The 14,957-nt window shown below is 73.7% G+C and carries 15 protein-coding genes; 9 read left to right on the plus strand and 6 right to left on the minus strand.

Features of this window, described 5'->3' with window-relative positions; all coding sequences use genetic code 11:
• Nucleotides 1-9: 9 nt before the first annotated feature.
• Together IF23_RS0106715 and IF23_RS0106720 are read right to left on the minus strand one after the other, a co-directional pair.
• Nucleotides 10-1,239, minus strand: coding sequence for an MFS transporter (locus IF23_RS0106715; protein WP_157847977.1), 1,230 nt, complete (start codon nt 1,237-1,239; stop codon nt 10-12).
• 46 nt (nt 1,240-1,285) lie between these two features.
• The gene (locus IF23_RS0106720) at nt 1,286-2,245 is read right to left on the minus strand and encodes a LysR family transcriptional regulator (protein WP_030280832.1); all 960 of its coding nucleotides are present in this window, start codon (nt 2,243-2,245) and stop codon (nt 1,286-1,288) included.
• 226 nt (nt 2,246-2,471) lie between these two features.
• On the opposite strand from IF23_RS0106720, the gene snpA reads away from it, so the two are divergent.
• The 3 genes from snpA to IF23_RS0106735 all read left to right on the plus strand — a co-directional run bounded on the left by snpA (nt 2,472) and on the right by IF23_RS0106735 (nt 5,572).
• Nucleotides 2,472-3,131 (plus strand): snapalysin, encoded by a 660-nt coding sequence (snpA, locus tag IF23_RS0106725; protein ID WP_030280834.1) that lies wholly within the window; start codon nt 2,472-2,474, stop codon nt 3,129-3,131.
• Nucleotides 3,132-3,564: 433 nt separating this feature from the next.
• A complete protein-coding gene (locus tag IF23_RS0106730) occupies nt 3,565-4,311 on the plus strand; it encodes a FadR/GntR family transcriptional regulator (RefSeq protein ID WP_051739313.1) in 747 nt (248 codons plus the stop codon).
• Nucleotides 4,304-5,572, plus strand: coding sequence for a CynX/NimT family MFS transporter (locus tag IF23_RS0106735; RefSeq protein ID WP_051739315.1), 1,269 nt, complete (start codon nt 4,304-4,306; stop codon nt 5,570-5,572). The genes IF23_RS0106730 and IF23_RS0106735 overlap by 8 nt, the downstream gene beginning before the upstream one ends.
• Nucleotides 5,573-5,750: 178 nt before the next feature.
• On the opposite strand, the gene IF23_RS0106740 is transcribed toward IF23_RS0106735, so the two are convergent.
• Nucleotides 5,751-6,836: a magnesium and cobalt transport protein CorA gene (locus tag IF23_RS0106740; protein WP_030280840.1), complete on the minus strand. Its 1,086-nt coding sequence runs from the start codon at nt 6,834-6,836 to the stop codon at nt 5,751-5,753.
• A gap of 217 nt (nt 6,837-7,053) precedes the next feature.
• On the opposite strand from IF23_RS0106740, the gene IF23_RS0106745 reads away from it, so the two are divergent.
• The 3 genes from IF23_RS0106745 (at nt 7,054) to IF23_RS0106755 (ending at nt 10,744) form a co-directional block, all read left to right on the plus strand.
• Nucleotides 7,054-7,233: a hypothetical protein gene (locus tag IF23_RS0106745; protein ID WP_030280842.1), complete on the plus strand. Its 180-nt coding sequence runs from the start codon at nt 7,054-7,056 to the stop codon at nt 7,231-7,233.
• A complete protein-coding gene (locus IF23_RS0106750; protein WP_030280844.1) occupies nt 7,230-9,494 on the plus strand; it encodes a heavy metal translocating P-type ATPase in 2,265 nt (754 codons plus the stop codon). Before IF23_RS0106745 ends, IF23_RS0106750 begins: the two co-directional genes overlap by 4 nt.
• Before the next feature lie 311 nt (nt 9,495-9,805).
• Entirely contained in the window at nt 9,806-10,744 is a 939-nt protein-coding gene (locus tag IF23_RS0106755; RefSeq protein WP_030280846.1) for a beta-ketoacyl-ACP synthase III, read from the plus strand.
• Nucleotides 10,745-10,772: 28 nt separating this feature from the next.
• Here the strand turns inward: IF23_RS0106755 and IF23_RS0106760 are convergent, their stop codons facing one another.
• On the minus strand, nt 10,773-10,994 hold the full coding sequence (locus tag IF23_RS0106760; RefSeq protein WP_030280848.1) for a hypothetical protein: 222 nt from the start codon (nt 10,992-10,994) through the stop codon (nt 10,773-10,775).
• 87 nt (nt 10,995-11,081) lie between these two features.
• The gene (locus IF23_RS0106765) at nt 11,082-11,996 is read right to left on the minus strand and encodes a glutaminase (protein ID WP_030280850.1); all 915 of its coding nucleotides are present in this window, start codon (nt 11,994-11,996) and stop codon (nt 11,082-11,084) included.
• Between the two features lie 181 nt (nt 11,997-12,177).
• On the opposite strand from IF23_RS0106765, the gene IF23_RS0106770 reads away from it, so the two are divergent.
• A complete protein-coding gene (locus IF23_RS0106770; protein ID WP_030280852.1) occupies nt 12,178-12,411 on the plus strand; it encodes a hypothetical protein in 234 nt (77 codons plus the stop codon).
• A 15-nt stretch (nt 12,412-12,426) separates the two neighbouring features.
• Here the strand turns inward: IF23_RS0106770 and IF23_RS0106775 are convergent, their stop codons facing one another.
• On the minus strand, nt 12,427-14,025 hold the full coding sequence (locus tag IF23_RS0106775; RefSeq protein WP_030280854.1) for a Na+/H+ antiporter: 1,599 nt from the start codon (nt 14,023-14,025) through the stop codon (nt 12,427-12,429).
• Between the two features lie 96 nt (nt 14,026-14,121).
• Here IF23_RS0106775 and IF23_RS0106780 point away from each other — a divergent pair, with 96 nt between their 5' ends.
• On the plus strand, nt 14,122-14,382 hold the full coding sequence (locus IF23_RS0106780) for a UBP-type zinc finger domain-containing protein (protein ID WP_030280856.1): 261 nt from the start codon (nt 14,122-14,124) through the stop codon (nt 14,380-14,382).
• A gap of 61 nt (nt 14,383-14,443) precedes the next feature.
• Nucleotides 14,444-14,947 carry a GNAT family N-acetyltransferase gene (locus IF23_RS0106785; RefSeq protein WP_030280858.1) on the plus strand — a complete coding sequence of 168 codons (504 nt, stop codon included), beginning with the start codon at nt 14,444-14,446 and terminating at the stop codon, nt 14,945-14,947.
• Nucleotides 14,948-14,957 lie beyond the last annotated feature (10 nt).

The raw sequence follows: 14,957 nt of genomic DNA on the forward strand, positions 1-14,957 counted from the left end.
AGGCCGCCGTCACGTCCCGGCCGGAGCCGACCGCGCCAGGAGCGACACCCGTACCGTTCCCGCCACCCCGGCCAGTGCCGCGATGCCGCCGCCGGTGACGATGCCCCACCGCGACCAGTCGGCAGGCAGCACGGCCGCCGCGGCGAAGCCGCAGGCCACCGCGGTCTGGAGGGTCGCGCCGTAGGCGGCGCCGATCTGGCCGCGTCGGGCGGGTGGGCAGTCGGCCATCACATACGTCCGCAGCATGACGTTCTGCAGCGCGTTGGCCATGCCGCCGCACAGGAAGGCGGCCAGCATCAGCGGTAGCCACAGCACCGCACCGGCGAGCAGATAGGCGAGGCCGATGACGGTGGCCGCGGCGACGGCGAACACCTGCGGCGGCGGGGCCGCCGTCCGGCCGCGGACCAGTACGGGCCCGAGGACCAGGCCGATGCTCCAGGTGGTGAGCAGGGCGCCGTAGGCGGTGACGCCGCCCGGGATCCGGTGCGCGAAGAACGGCATGACGACGTTGAGGGCCGAGGTGGCGGCGACGGTCACCACGATGACGCCGAGCGTCGCCCGGCGCTGCCCGCCGTTCCAGAGCGCGGCCAGCCCCGCGCGCAGTCCGCGGGCCGCCGGGGCCGTCGGCCCGTCCGGGGCCGTGCCGTCCGCATCCGGCCGGGCCCCGTGGGTGGACCGGCGGGCGATCACCGGGACGGCGAGGAGCGCGAAGCCGAAGGTCGCGCCGTCGGCCGCCAGGGCGAGGCCGGTGCCGCCGTATCCGGTGAGCAGGCCCACCAGCGCCGGGCCCGCGAGGTAACCGGCGTTCCTGGTCGACTCCATGACCGCGTTCGCCCGCAACTGGGCGCCCGCCCCGGGGAAGAGCCGCGGCACCAGCGCCAGCACGCAGCTCTGGGCCACCGCGCCGAGCGAGCCGAGCAGCAGCACCGCGGCGATGAGCCGCGCCGGTCCGTCGGCGAACCCGGCGGCGCCGAAAGCGGTGACCGCCTCCAGCGCCAGCGTCACCGCCAGGACGTGTGCGGTCCGGTACCGGTCCACGGTCCGGCCGATCAGCCCGCCGAGGACGATGCCGGGCAGCAGTCCGGCGATCATCTGTGCCGACACCACCGCGGGCAGCCCGGTGCGGTCGGCCGCGCGCAGCGACAGCGCGACCGTGGCGACCTCGTCGCCGACCGTGCTGACCAGCAGCGCGGCCATCATCGCGACCGTCGACCGGGCACTCGGCCCCACCCATGTCACAGGTACCGTTCCGCCCCCTCCGGGCCCGGGTCCGCCGGGCAGCCCCCTACGCCGAAGCCAGTCTCCGTGGCAGCTTTCCGTCGCCCTTCCGGACCAGCCAGGCCCGGTACGCGGTGCTCGACCAGGCGATTTCCGTGTATGAGGCGGTGAGGTCGGCGAAGAGGGCCTCGGGTGGGGCGGCGAGGGTGGTGTCGGAGCGGCAGGCCATGAAGAGGCGGACGGCGAGGGGGTCGCCGCGCAGCGGGCGGATGTCCATGCCGTGGCGGGGGCGGGAGGTGGGCTGGCAGGGGGTGACCACCTCACCGGCGGCGACGAGGTCGGCGGCGGTGAGGTAATCGCCGTGCACCACCCGCGGGTTGACCCCGGCGGCGGCCCAGATGCGGCGCAGCCCGGCCCATTCGCCGTCCACGGTCGGGTCGACCATCCACGGGTCGCCCGCCAGGTCGGCGAGGTCGACGACCTCCTTGGCGGTGGCCGGATGGGTGGCCGGGAGGGCGATGAACTGCGGTTCGCGGGCGATGAGTTCGTACTGGACGAGGCTGGGCGGCACCCGGAGCGGCGCGCCCTCGACCTCGTGGACGAAGGCGGCGTCGAGCTGGCCGGAGGAGACCATCTGGAGCAGCGCGTTGGCGGAGACGTCGATGCGCAGGGCGGGATCGGTGCCGGGCAGGCGGGCGCGCAGGCGGCGCAGCCAACCGGCGACGGCGCGGCTGCTGGTGCTGCCGATGCGCAGCCGGGCGCCCTGTTCGCGGACGGAGACGGCGGTGATCTCGTCGACCAGGGCGCGCATGTCGGCGACGATGGGGCGGGCGCGGGAGAGGACGACGTGGCCGAGCGGGGTGGGGCGGCTGCCGGTGGCGGCGCGGAAGAAGAGCTGGCCGCCGAGGGCCTTCTCGATGCGGTGGAGCTGCGTGGTCAGCGACGGCTGGGTCATGCCCAGCTGACGGGCCGCCTTCCGTACGCTGCCGGAGTCGGCGATGGCGCACAGGGCTCGAAGATGCCTCACCTCTAGCTCCACGCGGGGAGCATAGCCATGCGTGAAGGCGTCACACCAGACTCCTGAACCCCCATGAACTGCCCCTTTCACCCGGGGTATTGAGCCGTCCTATCGCCTCCTGGCATCTCCGTCTGCCGGGTGAACTGCGTCCAGACTCGGCGGCACCAAGAAATCCGGGGCCCCGGCCGCCGCCCCACACGGCGGCCGTAGCCCTCGGAAATTAAGGAGCCCCCACATGAGATCTCCCAAGACGGCGCTGTCGGCGGCGCTCGGCCTGGGCCTCGCCGCCGCACTGACCGCGGCGGTCCCGGCGTCCGCGACGCCTTCCTCCCCCGCCTCCCACCGCTCCACCCCCGCCTCGGTGGCGGCGTACACCGGTTCGGCCGCCCAGAAGGCCGACACCAAGGCCTTCTTCGACGCCGTGGTGAAGTCCGCGGCGAAGAAGCTGAAGGCCAACCCGCACCTCCAGTCGGTCACGGTGACCTACGACGCGAGCGCCGCCCCGACGTTCGCGAGCCAGATATCCCAGGCCGCGCAGATCTGGAACAGCGCGGTCTCCAACGTCAAGCTCGCGGAAGGCAGCGGCGGCGACTTCCAGTACCGCGAGGGCAACGACCCGCGCGGTTCGTACGCCAGCACCGACGGCCACGGCAGCGGCTACGTCTTCCTGGACTACGCGCAGAACCAGCAGTACAACTCCACCCGCGTGGTGGCCCACGAGACCGGCCATGTGCTGGGTCTGCCGGACCACTACGAGGGCCCGTGCAGCGAGCTGATGTCCGGCGGCGGCCCCGGCCCGTCCTGCCAGAACACCCAGCCGGACGCCAACGAGCGTGCGCAGGTCAACCAGTTGTGGGCGAACGGTCTGGCGGGGCTCCTCCACAAGGCGTCCTGACCCGTCCGCCCGCCGCACCGGTGGGCGCGCCCTCCTGACGCCCCGTCGGGACGCGCCCCCGGTACGGCACCCCCGCGCGGCGGCCCACCGGCGCCGCGCCTCTTCCGGCAGGGGTTCCCCACCCGTCTGCCGCGTCCGGCCCCCCTCGCCCCGGCCGCCCGCGCCCCCACCGGCGCGGGCCACCGGCGGACGGTGTCCGGACCCGGCGGCGGTCCTCTGCCCGGACCACCGGGCGGCCCCGCGTACGGCCGCCTCGTGCCCGTCTTCCCCGTACGCGGCCCTGCGGCGGAGTCCTTCGCGGACTCCGCCGCAGGTGTGTGCGGGGCCCGGCCTCTTTTGACAGGCACAAACATGGGATGTTCACATGACCGGAAGAATGCGGTGGTCCGACGGACGGCCCGCCGTCCCGGTCCGAGGAGAGGACGCCGCGCCGATGCCGCTGCGCAGTACCGCCCGTACCAGCCTGGTCGACCTCGTCATCGAGCAGCTGGAGGCGCTGATCGCGGACGGCGAGTGGCCGGTCGGGACGAAGATCCCGCCGGAGCCCGCCCTCGTCGAGCAGTTGGACGTGGGGCGCAACACCGTCCGCGAGGCGGTCCGCGCGCTCGTCCACACCGGGCTGCTGGAGGCCCGGCAGGGCGACGGCACCTACGTCCGCGCCCGCAGCGACTTCGGCGCCGCCGTCCAGCGACGGCTGCGCCGCGCGGAGAACCTGGAGGCGTACGAGGTCCGGGCCGCGCTGGAGCGGGACGCGGCGCGCCACGCGGCGGCGCGGCGCACGCCCGCGGACCTGGCGGCGCTGCGGGAGTCGCTGGCCGAGCGGGTGCGGGCCTGGGAGTCCGGGGACACCGAGGCGTTCGTGACCGCCGACGTCCGCTTCCACCAGCTGATCGCACAGGCCGCGCACAACGGGGTGCTGGCGGATCTGTACGCACATCTCAGCGACGCGCTGCGCGCCACGCTGCACGCGGTGCTCGCCGCGCACGTGCCGGACGCGGTGCACCACCAACTCGACGGCCACACCGCGGTCGTCGACGCCATCGAGGCGGGCGACGCCGACGCCGCCGAACGCGCCGTGCTGGCGCATCTGACCGAAGCGAGGGACGCCCTGCGCGACGCCACGGGCGACGGTGCCCGGGTCGGCGGGCGTCCGTACACCACCGGAGAACACCGTGCCTGATCCCGGATCCGCCGTCGCCGACGGCCCGATATCCACCGCACCGCCACGCCCCACCGCCGAGCCGCCCGCGACCGTACCCACCGGGCGCCGGGCGCTCTACCTGGGCCTGGGCGTCGTCCTGCTGGCGCTGAACCTGCGGCCCGCGCTGGTCGCGGTGTCGCCGCTGGCCGGGACCATCCGGGACGACAGCGGGATGTCGGCGGCGGCGACGAGTCTGCTGACCGCGCTGCCGCTGCTCTGCTTCGGACTGCTGGCCCCGGTCGCGCCGCGGCTGGGCCGCCGATTGGGGATGGAGCGGTCGCTGCTCGGCACCATGGCGCTGATCGGCGCCGGGACCGCGCTGCGGCTGGTGGACTCGGTGGTGGCGCTGTTCGCCGGGACGGTCGTGATCGGCGCCGGGATCGCGGTCGCCAATGTGCTGCTGCCCGGCCTGATCAAGCGGGACTTCCCGGACCGCGCCGGGCTGATGACCGGCCTGTACTCGATGTCGCTGTTCGGCGGCGCGGCGCTGGCCGCCGGGGTGACCGTCCCGGTGCAGCGGGCCGCCGGGCTGAGCTGGCAGGCGACACTGGCGTGCTGGGGCGGCCTCGCGGTGGTGGCGCTGGTGTGCTGGCTGCCGCAGACGGGTGCCCGCAGCCGGGTCTCCGCCGGGGCGGCGGGCGCGGCGGCCCACCCGGTGCGCGGCCTGTGGCGCTCCCCGCTGGCCTGGCAGGTCACCGGCTACATGGGGCTCCAGTCGCTGAGCTACTACGCGGCCGCCGCCTGGCTGCCGACGGTGTTGAAGGACGCCGGGATGTCGGCGGGCGACGCCGGGTGGATGCTGTCGTACTCCTCGCTGCTGGGCATCGCGGGGTCGTTCCTCGCCCCGGTGATCGTGGGGCGGCGGCTGCGCGCGGGGACGCTCGCCGCGGTGAGCGCGCTGCTGTGCGCGGCGGGGTTCGCGGGGCTGCTGGCCGCGCCGGTGGGCGGGGCGTACGCCTGGATGACGCTGCTCGGTCTGGGGCAGGGCGGGGCGATCAGCCTGGCGCTGCTCTTCATCGTGGAGCGGGCCCCGGACGCCCGGCACACCGCGCAGCTCTCCAGCATGGCGCAGTGCTTCGGCTACATCCTGGCGGCGACCGGCCCGGCGGTGCTGGGCGCGGTGCACGACGCGACGGGCGGCTGGACGGTGCCGATCACGGTGCTGCTGGTGCTGCTGGTGCCCCAGATCGTCGCGGGCTTCGGCGCGGGACGGCCGCTGCACGTCGGGGGACGGGAGTAGCGCCGGGGCGCGGGGGCCTCTCTTTCAGGGAAGGAGCCTGAAGGAGAGGAGCCTGAAAGATGCCGACGGGGGCCCGGGGCCCGGTTGTTCTCAGGAAGGCTTCCTGAAGACAACCGGGCCCCGGGTCTTCGGTCTTCCTCCGGGAACTCTCAGGAACCCTCCCTGAAAGCTGTCGGCCTCACAGCCACCCGTTCCGCTTGAATCCGCGGTGGATCAGCCGGCACAGGCCCAGCGTGAGGGCCACGATCAGCGGATATCCGTACGTCCAGTCCTTCTCCGGCATGTACGTGAAGTTCATGCCGTAGACGCCGCAGACCATGGTCGGGACGGCGAGGATCGCGACCCAGGCGCTGATCCGGCGCATGCCCTCGTTCTGCGCGACGGTGACCTGCGCGAGGTGGGCCTGGAGTATCGAGTTGAGGAGTTCGTCGAAGGACGTGATCTGTTCGACGACCCGTTCCAGGTGGTCGGTGACGTCCCGGAAGTACGTCCGCAGCCGGGAGTCGACGTACGGCATCGGCCCGGTCACCAGCTTCTGCAGCGGCCGATCGAGCGGGGCGACGGCGTGCTTCAGCTCCAGCACCTCGCGTTTGAGCTGGTAGATCCGTCCGGCGCCGCCGCTGCCGCGGACCGAGAAGACCTCGCTCTCCACGTCATCGATGTCGTTCTGGATCTCGGCGGCGACATCGAGGTAGTCGTCCACCACGAGGTCGGCGATGGCGTGCAGGACCGCCGACGGGCCGATGGCCAGCTGCTCGGGGTCGCGCTCCAGCTGCTCGCGGAGCGGGCCGAGGGAGCCGTGGCCGCCGTGCCGGACGGTGATCACGAAGTCCGGGCCGGTGAAGACCATGAGTTCACCGGTCTCGACGACCTCGCTGGTGTCGGTGAGCTGCTCGTGCTCGACGTAGCGGACGGTCCGGAGGACGGTGAAGAGCGAGCCGTCGTACAGCTCGATCTTCGGGCGCTGATGGGCGAGGACGGCGTCCTCGACGGCGAGCGGGTGCAGTCCGAACAGCTCGACGATGTCCGCGAACTCCGTCTCCGTCGGCTCGTGCATCCCGATCCACACGAATCCGGCGCCGGAGCGGCGCACCCGGCGCAGCGCCTCGTCGGCGGGGTGGTCGCCGGGCTGCCGTACGCCGTTCTCGTACACCGCGCAGTTGACGACGGCGGTGCCGAGCGGCGAGCGGGCGGGGTGGCTGAGGTCGACCCCGCGGGTGCGCGGCTGCGGCAGCCGGACGGCGCGGCGGAGGCTACGGATCATCGACACCGGCACAGTATGGCGTCCCGGCCCGCCGGACGGCAGGGACCCGGCACGCGGGACGGCGGCCCGCGGAGGCCGCCGGAAGGGGCACGGCACCGTGACGGAATACCCCTGGGGGGTATACAGTTGAAGAGAGCGGGACGCCGGTGGAGGCCGCGTCCCCACCCCCGGGAACGCCCGCGGTCCCCGGTTCCGGTATCCCTGTGAGGAGTACGGCATGAAGGCACCGACCACCCCGGTCCTGCTCGGCGGCTACGCACTGATCCTGCTGGTCGTGCTCGCCGCCGGGTTCGGCATCGGCCGCGCCACGGGCGCCCCGGCGCCGCCCGCGCCGTCCCCGCCGCACAGCGCCCCGCATACCCCCCACCCGTACGCACACCACGAGGAGCAGTCGTGATCACCGTGCCCGGAGAGCAGTACATCGAGCTGGAGATCGGCGGGATGACCTGCGCCTCGTGTGCGGCGCGCGTCGAGAAGAAGCTCAACCGCATGGACGGCGTCACCGCCACGGTCAACTACGCCACCGAGAAGGCGCGCGTCTCCCTGGAGGAGGGCAGCGCGCTGGAGACCGCCGACCTCATCGCCACCGTCGAGAAGACCGGCTACACCGCCGCGGTGCCCGCGCCGCCGGTGCCGGAGCCCGCGGACGGCACGGACGGGGCGGCCGCCGCGGACGACGGCCTCACCGCGCTGCGGCAGCGGCTGCTGACCGCGCTGGTCCTCTCCGTCCCGGTGATCCTCATGGCGATGGTCCCGGCGCTGCAGTTCACCAACTGGCAGTGGCTCTCGCTGACCCTCGCCGCCCCGGTGGTCGGCTACGCCGCGTGGCCGTTCCACCGCGCCGCCTGGACCAATCTGCGGCACGGCGCGGCCACCATGGACACCCTGATCTCCATGGGGACGCTCGCCGCGTTCGGCTGGTCCCTGTGGGCGCTGTTCTTCGGTACGGCCGGGATGCCCGGGATGCGTCACCCCTTCGAGCTGACCCTCACCCGCGGGGAAGGCGGCGGCTCGATCTATCTGGAGGCCGCGGCCGGGGTCACCACGTTCATCCTGGCGGGCCGCTACTTCGAGGCCCGGGCGAAGCGGAAGGCCGGGGCCGCGCTGCGGGCCCTGATGGAGCTGGGCGCCAAGGACGTCGCGGTGCTGCGCGACGGCCGCGAGGTCCGCGTCCCCACCGCCGAGCTGGCCGTCGGCGACCGCTTCGTGGTCCGCCCCGGCGAGAAGATCGCCACCGACGGCCGGGTCACCGAGGGCTCGTCCGCGGTGGACGCCGCCCTGCTGACCGGCGAGTCCGTACCGGTCGAGGTCGGGCCCGGCGACACCGTCACCGGCGCCACCGTCAACGCCGGGGGCCGACTGGTCGTCGAGGCGACCCGGGTCGGCGCCGACACCCAGCTCGCCCGGATGGCGCGGATGGTGGAGGAGGCGCAGAACGGCAAGGCCGCGGCGCAGCGGCTGGCCGACCGGATCTCCGCGGTCTTCGTCCCGGTGGTCATCGCGCTGGCGGTCGGCACCCTCGGCTACTGGCTCGGGACGGGCGCCGGGGCCACCGCCGCCTTCACCGCAGCCGTCGCGGTGCTGATCATCGCCTGCCCGTGCGCCCTGGGCCTGGCCACCCCGACCGCCCTGATGGTCGGTACGGGCCGCGGCGCCCAGCTGGGCATCCTGCTCAAGGGCCCGGAGGTGCTGGAGTCCACCCGCGCCGTCGACACCGTCGTCCTGGACAAGACCGGCACGGTCACCACCGGTGTGATGACGCTGACCGGTGTCCATCTCGCCGACGGCGAGGACCGTGCGACCGCGCTGCGGCTGGCCGGTGCGCTGGAGCACGCCTCGGAGCACCCGATCGCCCGCGCCGTCGCCACCGCGGCCCAGGAGGCGGCCTCCGGTGCGCTCCCGGCGCCCCGGAACTTCGAGAACGTCCCCGGGCTCGGCGTCCGCGGCGAGGTCGACGGCCACACCGTGCTGGTCGGCCGGGAGCGGCTGCTGGCGGACGCCGGGCTGACGCTGCCGGAGCCGCTGGCGGCGGCGAAGCGGCGGGCCGAGGAGGCGGGCGCCACCGCCGTCGCGGTCGCCTGGGACGGCGCGGCCCGCGCGGTGCTGGTGATCGCCGACGCGGTCAAGGAGACCAGCGCCGAGGCGGTCCGCCGACTGCGGGCGCTGGGCCTGACGCCGGTGCTGCTGACCGGTGACAACCGCGCGGTCGCCGAGGCGGTCGCCGCCGAGGTCGGCATCGACGAGGTCATCGCCGAGGTGCTGCCGCAGGACAAGGTCGCCGTGGTGGAGCGGCTGCGCGCCGAGGGCCGGACGGTCGCCATGGTCGGCGACGGCGTCAACGACGCGGCGGCGCTGGCCACCGCCGATCTGGGCCTGGCGATGGGCACCGGCACCGACGCCGCCATCGAGGCCGGGGACCTCACCCTGGTCCGCGGCGATCTGCGGGCCGCGGCCGACGCCATCCGGCTGGCCCGCGCCACCCTCGGCACCATCCGCACCAACCTCTTCTGGGCCTTCGGCTACAACGTCGCCGCCCTGCCGCTGGCCGCCGCTGGCCTGCTCAACCCGATGATCGCGGGCGCCGCGATGGCCTTCTCCTCGGTCTTCGTCGTCGGCAACAGCCTCCGGCTGCGCCGCTTTCGCGCGACGGCGGAGTGACGGGAGGCGGCAGGCGGTACGGAGGCGGAGCCCGGGCCGGGAGGCCGGGGCCCCGCCTCCGTCGTACCCGGCGGCGTACGGAACGACGTACGGAACGGCGTACGGAATGCGCCGGGCGGGCGTACCGGACACGCCCGGGCCGGGGGCGCGCAGAAGTACCCGCACGCCCCCGGCACGCCGACCGGGCCCCGTCCGGGTGGCGTGGGATCTCTCCAGAGAAGACGGCGGAAGATTGGCGGTTCTCGAAAAGGGGCACTCGCCCGCCGCGGGTCACACTGGTCGCACGACACCGCAGGTCCGGAGGGGATGACATGCCAGGTTCACGCGTTCTCGCGGTCGGCCACCATCAACCGCCGGGCGTGCTCACCAACGACGATCTCGCGTCGATGGTGGAGACCGACGACGCCTGGATCCGCAGCCGCGTCGGCATCCGCACCCGGCACATCGCCGGACCCGAGGAGACCGTCGACTCGATGGCGACCCAGGCGGCGGCGAAGGCGCTCGCCACCAGCGGCGTCCCCGCCGAGGAGATCGACCTCGTCCTCGTCGCCACCTGCACCGCGACCGACCGCAGCCCCAACACCGCGGCCCGCGTCGCCGCCGCCCTCGGTCTCGCCGCCCCCGCGACGATGGACATCAACGTCGTCTGCTCCGGCTTCACCCACGCCCTGGCCACCGCCGACCACGCCATCCGCGCCGGTTCCGCCCGGTCGGCGCTGGTGATCGGCGCCGAGAAGTTCAGCGCCGTGACCGACTGGACGGACCGTACGACGTGCGTCCTGGTCGGCGACGGCGCGGGCGCCGCCGTGGTCACCGCGTCCGAGGAGCCGATGATCGGCCCGGTGCTGTGGGGTTCGGTCCCCGACATGGGCCACGCGGTCCGTATCGAGGGCGAACCGGCCCGCTTCGCCCAGGAGGGCCAGACCGTCTACCGCTGGGCCACCACCCAGCTCCCGGCCATCGCCCGCGAGGTCTGCGCCCGCTCCGGCATCGCCCCCGCCGACCTCGCCGGGATCGTCCTGCACCAGGCCAACCTGCGGATCATCGAGCCGATCGCCCGGAAGATCGGCGCGGTCGACGCCGTCGTCGCCCGGGACGTCGTGGACTCCGGGAACACCTCGGCGGCATCGGTGCCGCTGGCCCTGTCGAAGCTGGTCGAACGCCGCGAGATCGCCGCCGGTGCCCCCGTCCTCCTCTTCGCCTTCGGCGGCAACCTCTCCTACGCGGGCCAGATCATCCGCTGCCCCTGACCGGGCGGCACGCCGGAGGCGCCGCCGCTCAGGGCACCTCGCGCAGGTACATCGCACCGCAGGAATGGCAGAACGGCTCGCCCTCGGGTGTCCCCCAGAGGGCGGCCGACTGGGTGGCGGCGGACTCGCTCAGCATCCGGCCGCACATCGCCTTGATCCCTTCGAGGCGGACCATGTGCCAGATCTTGACCGGGGCGTCCGGTCCCGGCGTCACGCCGTCCACGTACTCCGCGCGCATCTCGTGCTCCATGGCGGTGCACCTCCTACGCCCACGATGCGCCAGGAAGATCGCCGCCACAACGCGACCGGAGCCGGGCGGGCGCCCGCCCCGGGCGGCTCAGAACACCGACCAGCCGGTGAGCGTCGTGAAGTGGTCGAGCGCCGCGGCACCGGCGACGGAATTGCCCCGCCGGTCGAGACCCGGGCTCCAGACGCACAGCGTGCAGCGGCCCGGTACGACGGCGAGTATCCCGCCGCCGACGCCGCTCTTGGCGGGCAGCCCCACCCGGTAGGCGAACTCCCCCGCCGCGTCATAGGTGCCGCAGGTCAGCATCACCGCGTTGATCCGCTTGGCCTCCCGCGCCTCCAGCAGCCGGGTGCCGTCGGTGCGCAGCCCGTGCCGGGCGAGGAAGCCGCCCGCGGTGGCCAGGTCCCGGCAGCTCATCTCGATCGAGCACTGCCAGAAGTAGTGCTCGATGACGCTGGGGACCGGGTTCTCCAGATTGCCGAACGACGCCATGAAGTGCGCGAGCGCGGCGTTACGGTCCCCGTGGTCGGCCTCCGAACCGGCGACCGCCTGGTCGAACGCCAGCTCCTCGTTGCCGCTCTCCTCCCGCAGGAAGTGCAGCATCGTCGTACTGGCGTCACCGGTGAGGGTCTGGAGGCGGTCGGTGACGACGAGCGCGCCCGCGTTGATGAACGGATTGCGCGGAATGCCGTTCTCCCACTCCAGCTGCACCAGGGAGTTGAACGGCGTACCCGACGGCTCCCGGCCCACCCGGGACCAGATCTCGTCGTCGTGCGCGTGCGCCATCACCAGCGCCAGCGAGAAGGTCTTCGAGATCGACTGCACCGAGAACGGCGTCTTCCAGTCGCCCGCCCCGTACACCGAGCCGTCGATGTCGACCAGCGCGATACCGAAACGGTCCGGGCTGACGCGTTCGAGCGCCGGTATGTAGTCGGCGACCTCGCCCTGCCTCACATACGGCCGCGCATAGGCCGCTACCTCATCAAGAACGGCCTGGTAGTCCATATCGGACACGCTAACCCGACCGCTCCCGCGGCCCGCGCCGGGGCCCGGCTTTCCGCCCCCGACCCGCCCAACGGCCCGCCCGCCTCGCGTCCTCCGCCCGGGTGGCCGAGCCTGAGGCGGGGAACCCGGCGGCCGGACGGGCCGTTGACCCCTTGAGACCGATCGTGCACAGGAGGCAGTGATGGCAGGGTTTCTCGACCGCGCCAAGGAGCAGGCCCAGAACGCCCTTGAGCAGGGCAAACAGAAGGTGGACGAGGTCCAGCAGCAGCGCGCGGGCAACGACCTCCTCAAAAAGCTCGGCGCCGCCTACTACGCCGAACACAGCGGCAGCGGCACCCCGGAGGCGACCCGGAACGCACTGACCGCACTGGAATCCCACATCCGGGACCACGGGGACGCGTTCCTGCGGTCGTAGGGGCGCCCGGGCCCCTCACCCCTGTTCCTCCCGGTAGGCCGCCGCCTCCTCCAGGTCGAGGCGGCGGAGCAGGGTGCGCAGCATCTCGTCGTCGATGCGGCGGGTGTCGCGGAGGCGGACGAAGACGCGGCGTTCGGCGTCGATCATCTCGCCGGCCAGACGCCGGTACGTCTCGTCGGCGGATTCGCCGGTCACCTCGTTGACCGTGCCCAGCCGTTCCCAGACGGCGTTGCGGCGGTGCTCCATCACGGTGCGCAGCCGGTCCTCCAGGGGGCCCGGCAGGGTGTTGCGGTCGTCGGCGAGGAGGGCGTCGAGGCGCTCCTCGGCGGCGCGCGAGGCCTCGTTCTGCGCCTGCGCCTCGGCGAGCGTCTGGGCGCGCGCGTCGCGGCCGGTCAGCTTGAGGGCGTGGATCAGCGGCGGCAGCGTCAGGCCCTGGACGACGAGGGTGGCGATGACGGTGGTGAACGTCAGGAAGAGCACCAGGTTGCGGGCGGGGAACGGCCCGCCGTCGTGCACCGTCGCCGGGACGGAGAAGGCGATGGCCAGCGACACCACGCCCCGCATCCCGGCCCAGCCGACGACCAGCGGCGCCGCGACCGTGACGTCCGGCTCCCGCTCCCGGATCCGGGCCGACAGGCGCGGCAGATACGTCGCCGGGAAGACCCACACGAACCGCGCCACCACCACCGCCACGAAGACCAGCCCGGCGTACCCGGCGGCCTGCGCGCCGCTGAACTCCCCCAGCCCGCGGAGCACCACCGGCAGCTGGAGCCCGATCAGCGCGAAGACCGCGGACTCCAGCAGGAACGACACCATCCGCCACACGGCCGCCTCCTGGAGCCGGGTCTCGAAGTCGACCTGCCAGGAGCGGTGCCCCAGGTGGAGGCCGACGACGACCACGGCGAGCACCCCGGACGCCCCGAACTGCTCGGCGGCGGCGTACGCGACGAACGGGATGAGCAGCGAGAGGGTGTTCTCCAGCAGCGGCGACGTCCGCAGCCGGAGCCGCAGCCAGTGCAGCGGCACCATCAGGACGAGTCCGACGCCGATGCCGCCCAGGGCGGCGACGGCGAACTCCTCGGCGCCGCCGGCCCAGGTGGCGCCCGCGCCGACCGCCGCGGCCACCGCCACCTTGTAGGCGGTGATGGCGGTCGCGTCGTTCACCAGGGACTCGCCCTGGAGGATCGTGGTGATCCGGCCGGGCAGCCCCAGACGGCGGGCGATGGCGGTGGCCGCGACGGCGTCCGGCGGCGCGACGACGGCACCCAGGACCAGCGCGGCGGTCAGCGGCAGGTCCGGGATCGCCAGCTGGGCGAGGAAGCCGACGGCGAGCGTGGCGAAGAGGACGTACCCGACGGAGAGCAGCGCCACCGGCCGCCAGTTGGCCCGCAGGTCCAGGTAGGAGCTCTCCAGCGCCGCGGTGTGCAGCAGCGGCGGCAGCACCAGCGGCAGCACGATGTGCGGGTCGAGGGTGTAGTCCGGCACCCCGGGGACGTACGCGGCGACGAGCCCGGCGGCGACCAGCAGCAGCGGCGCCGGGACGGGCGTCCGCCGGGCGAGCGCGGCCACCGCGGCGCTCCCGGCGATCAGCAACAGCAGCGGCATGACGTCCATCGGCCCGTCCCGTCCGTACCCTCCGGCGCGGTCCGGGTGCGGCACCGCCCGGCCACGACCTGAGGACCACGGCCCCCGGGTCGTAACCTGGCCATCATGAGCGAGTGTGTGCACGTCCGTGATCTGCCACGCGCCGAACCCGCCCCGCTGAGCGACACCTGCCCGGAGTGCCTGGAGGCAGGCAGCCACCCCGTCCAGCTGCGGCTCTGCCTGGTCTGCGGCCATGTCGGCTGCTGCGACTCGTCGCCGTTCCGCCACGCCACCGGGCACTACGAGCGGACCGGCCATCCGGTGATGCGCTCCTTCGAGCCGGGCGAGTCCTGGCGGTGGTGCTTCGTCGACCAGCTCCTGGTCTGAGGGCGCCGGGGCCCGGGGACCGCCCCGCCGGTCCGTGACCGGCGCGGTTTAGCCTGGCGCCATGATCCGCGAAGCAGCCGCCGCCGACGTCCCCGCCATCCTGGCCATGATCCGCGAACTCGCCGAGTACGAACGTGCCCTGGAATCGGCGCGGGCGACCGAGGCGCAGCTCACCGAGGCGCTCTTCGGGCCGCAGCCCGCCGCCTTCGCGCTGATGGCCGAGGAGGACGGCGAGCCGGTGGGCTTCGCCCTGTGGTTCCGCAACTTCTCGACGTGGACGGGCACGCACGGTGTCTATCTGGAGGACCTCTACGTCCGCCCCGAGGCGCGCGGCGGCGGCCACGGCAAGGCGCTGCTGGCGGCGCTCGCGGAGATCTGTGTGGCCCGTGGCTACGAGCGTTTCGAGTGGTCCGTCCTGGATTGGAATGAACCGTCCATCGGCTTTTACCGGTCGATCGGCGCGCAGCCCATGGACGGATGGACGGTCTTCCGGCTCACTGGAAAGGAACTGCACGCCCTCGCGGACACCACGCGGGTCAACGGAGCGTCACCGTCGAGGATTTGACGCCCCCACC

This window comes from Streptomyces catenulae (assembly GCF_000718015.1).
Lineage (GTDB): Bacteria > Actinomycetota > Actinomycetes > Streptomycetales > Streptomycetaceae > Streptomyces > Streptomyces catenulae.

Excerpts from the sequence above, each read along its gene's own strand:
- IF23_RS0106775 (WP_030280854.1), bottom strand. The coding sequence starts at position 14,025 with ATGGACGTCATGCCGCTGCTGTTGCTGATCGCCGGGAGCGCCGCGGTG.
- IF23_RS0106745 (WP_030280842.1), top strand. The coding sequence starts at position 7,054 with ATGAAGGCACCGACCACCCCGGTCCTGCTCGGCGGCTACGCACTGATC.
- snpA (WP_030280834.1), top strand. The coding sequence starts at position 2,472 with ATGAGATCTCCCAAGACGGCGCTGTCGGCGGCGCTCGGCCTGGGCCTC.
- IF23_RS0106760 (WP_030280848.1), bottom strand. The coding sequence starts at position 10,994 with ATGGAGCACGAGATGCGCGCGGAGTACGTGGACGGCGTGACGCCGGGA.
- IF23_RS0106765 (WP_030280850.1), bottom strand. The coding sequence starts at position 11,996 with ATGGACTACCAGGCCGTTCTTGATGAGGTAGCGGCCTATGCGCGGCCG.
- IF23_RS0106730 (WP_051739313.1), top strand. The coding sequence starts at position 3,565 with ATGCCGCTGCGCAGTACCGCCCGTACCAGCCTGGTCGACCTCGTCATC.
- IF23_RS0106755 (WP_030280846.1), top strand. The coding sequence starts at position 9,806 with ATGCCAGGTTCACGCGTTCTCGCGGTCGGCCACCATCAACCGCCGGGC.
- IF23_RS0106780 (WP_030280856.1), top strand. The coding sequence starts at position 14,122 with ATGAGCGAGTGTGTGCACGTCCGTGATCTGCCACGCGCCGAACCCGCC.
- IF23_RS0106740 (WP_030280840.1), bottom strand. The coding sequence starts at position 6,836 with ATGATCCGTAGCCTCCGCCGCGCCGTCCGGCTGCCGCAGCCGCGCACC.
- IF23_RS0106770 (WP_030280852.1), top strand. The coding sequence starts at position 12,178 with ATGGCAGGGTTTCTCGACCGCGCCAAGGAGCAGGCCCAGAACGCCCTT.
- IF23_RS0106785 (WP_030280858.1), top strand. The coding sequence starts at position 14,444 with ATGATCCGCGAAGCAGCCGCCGCCGACGTCCCCGCCATCCTGGCCATG.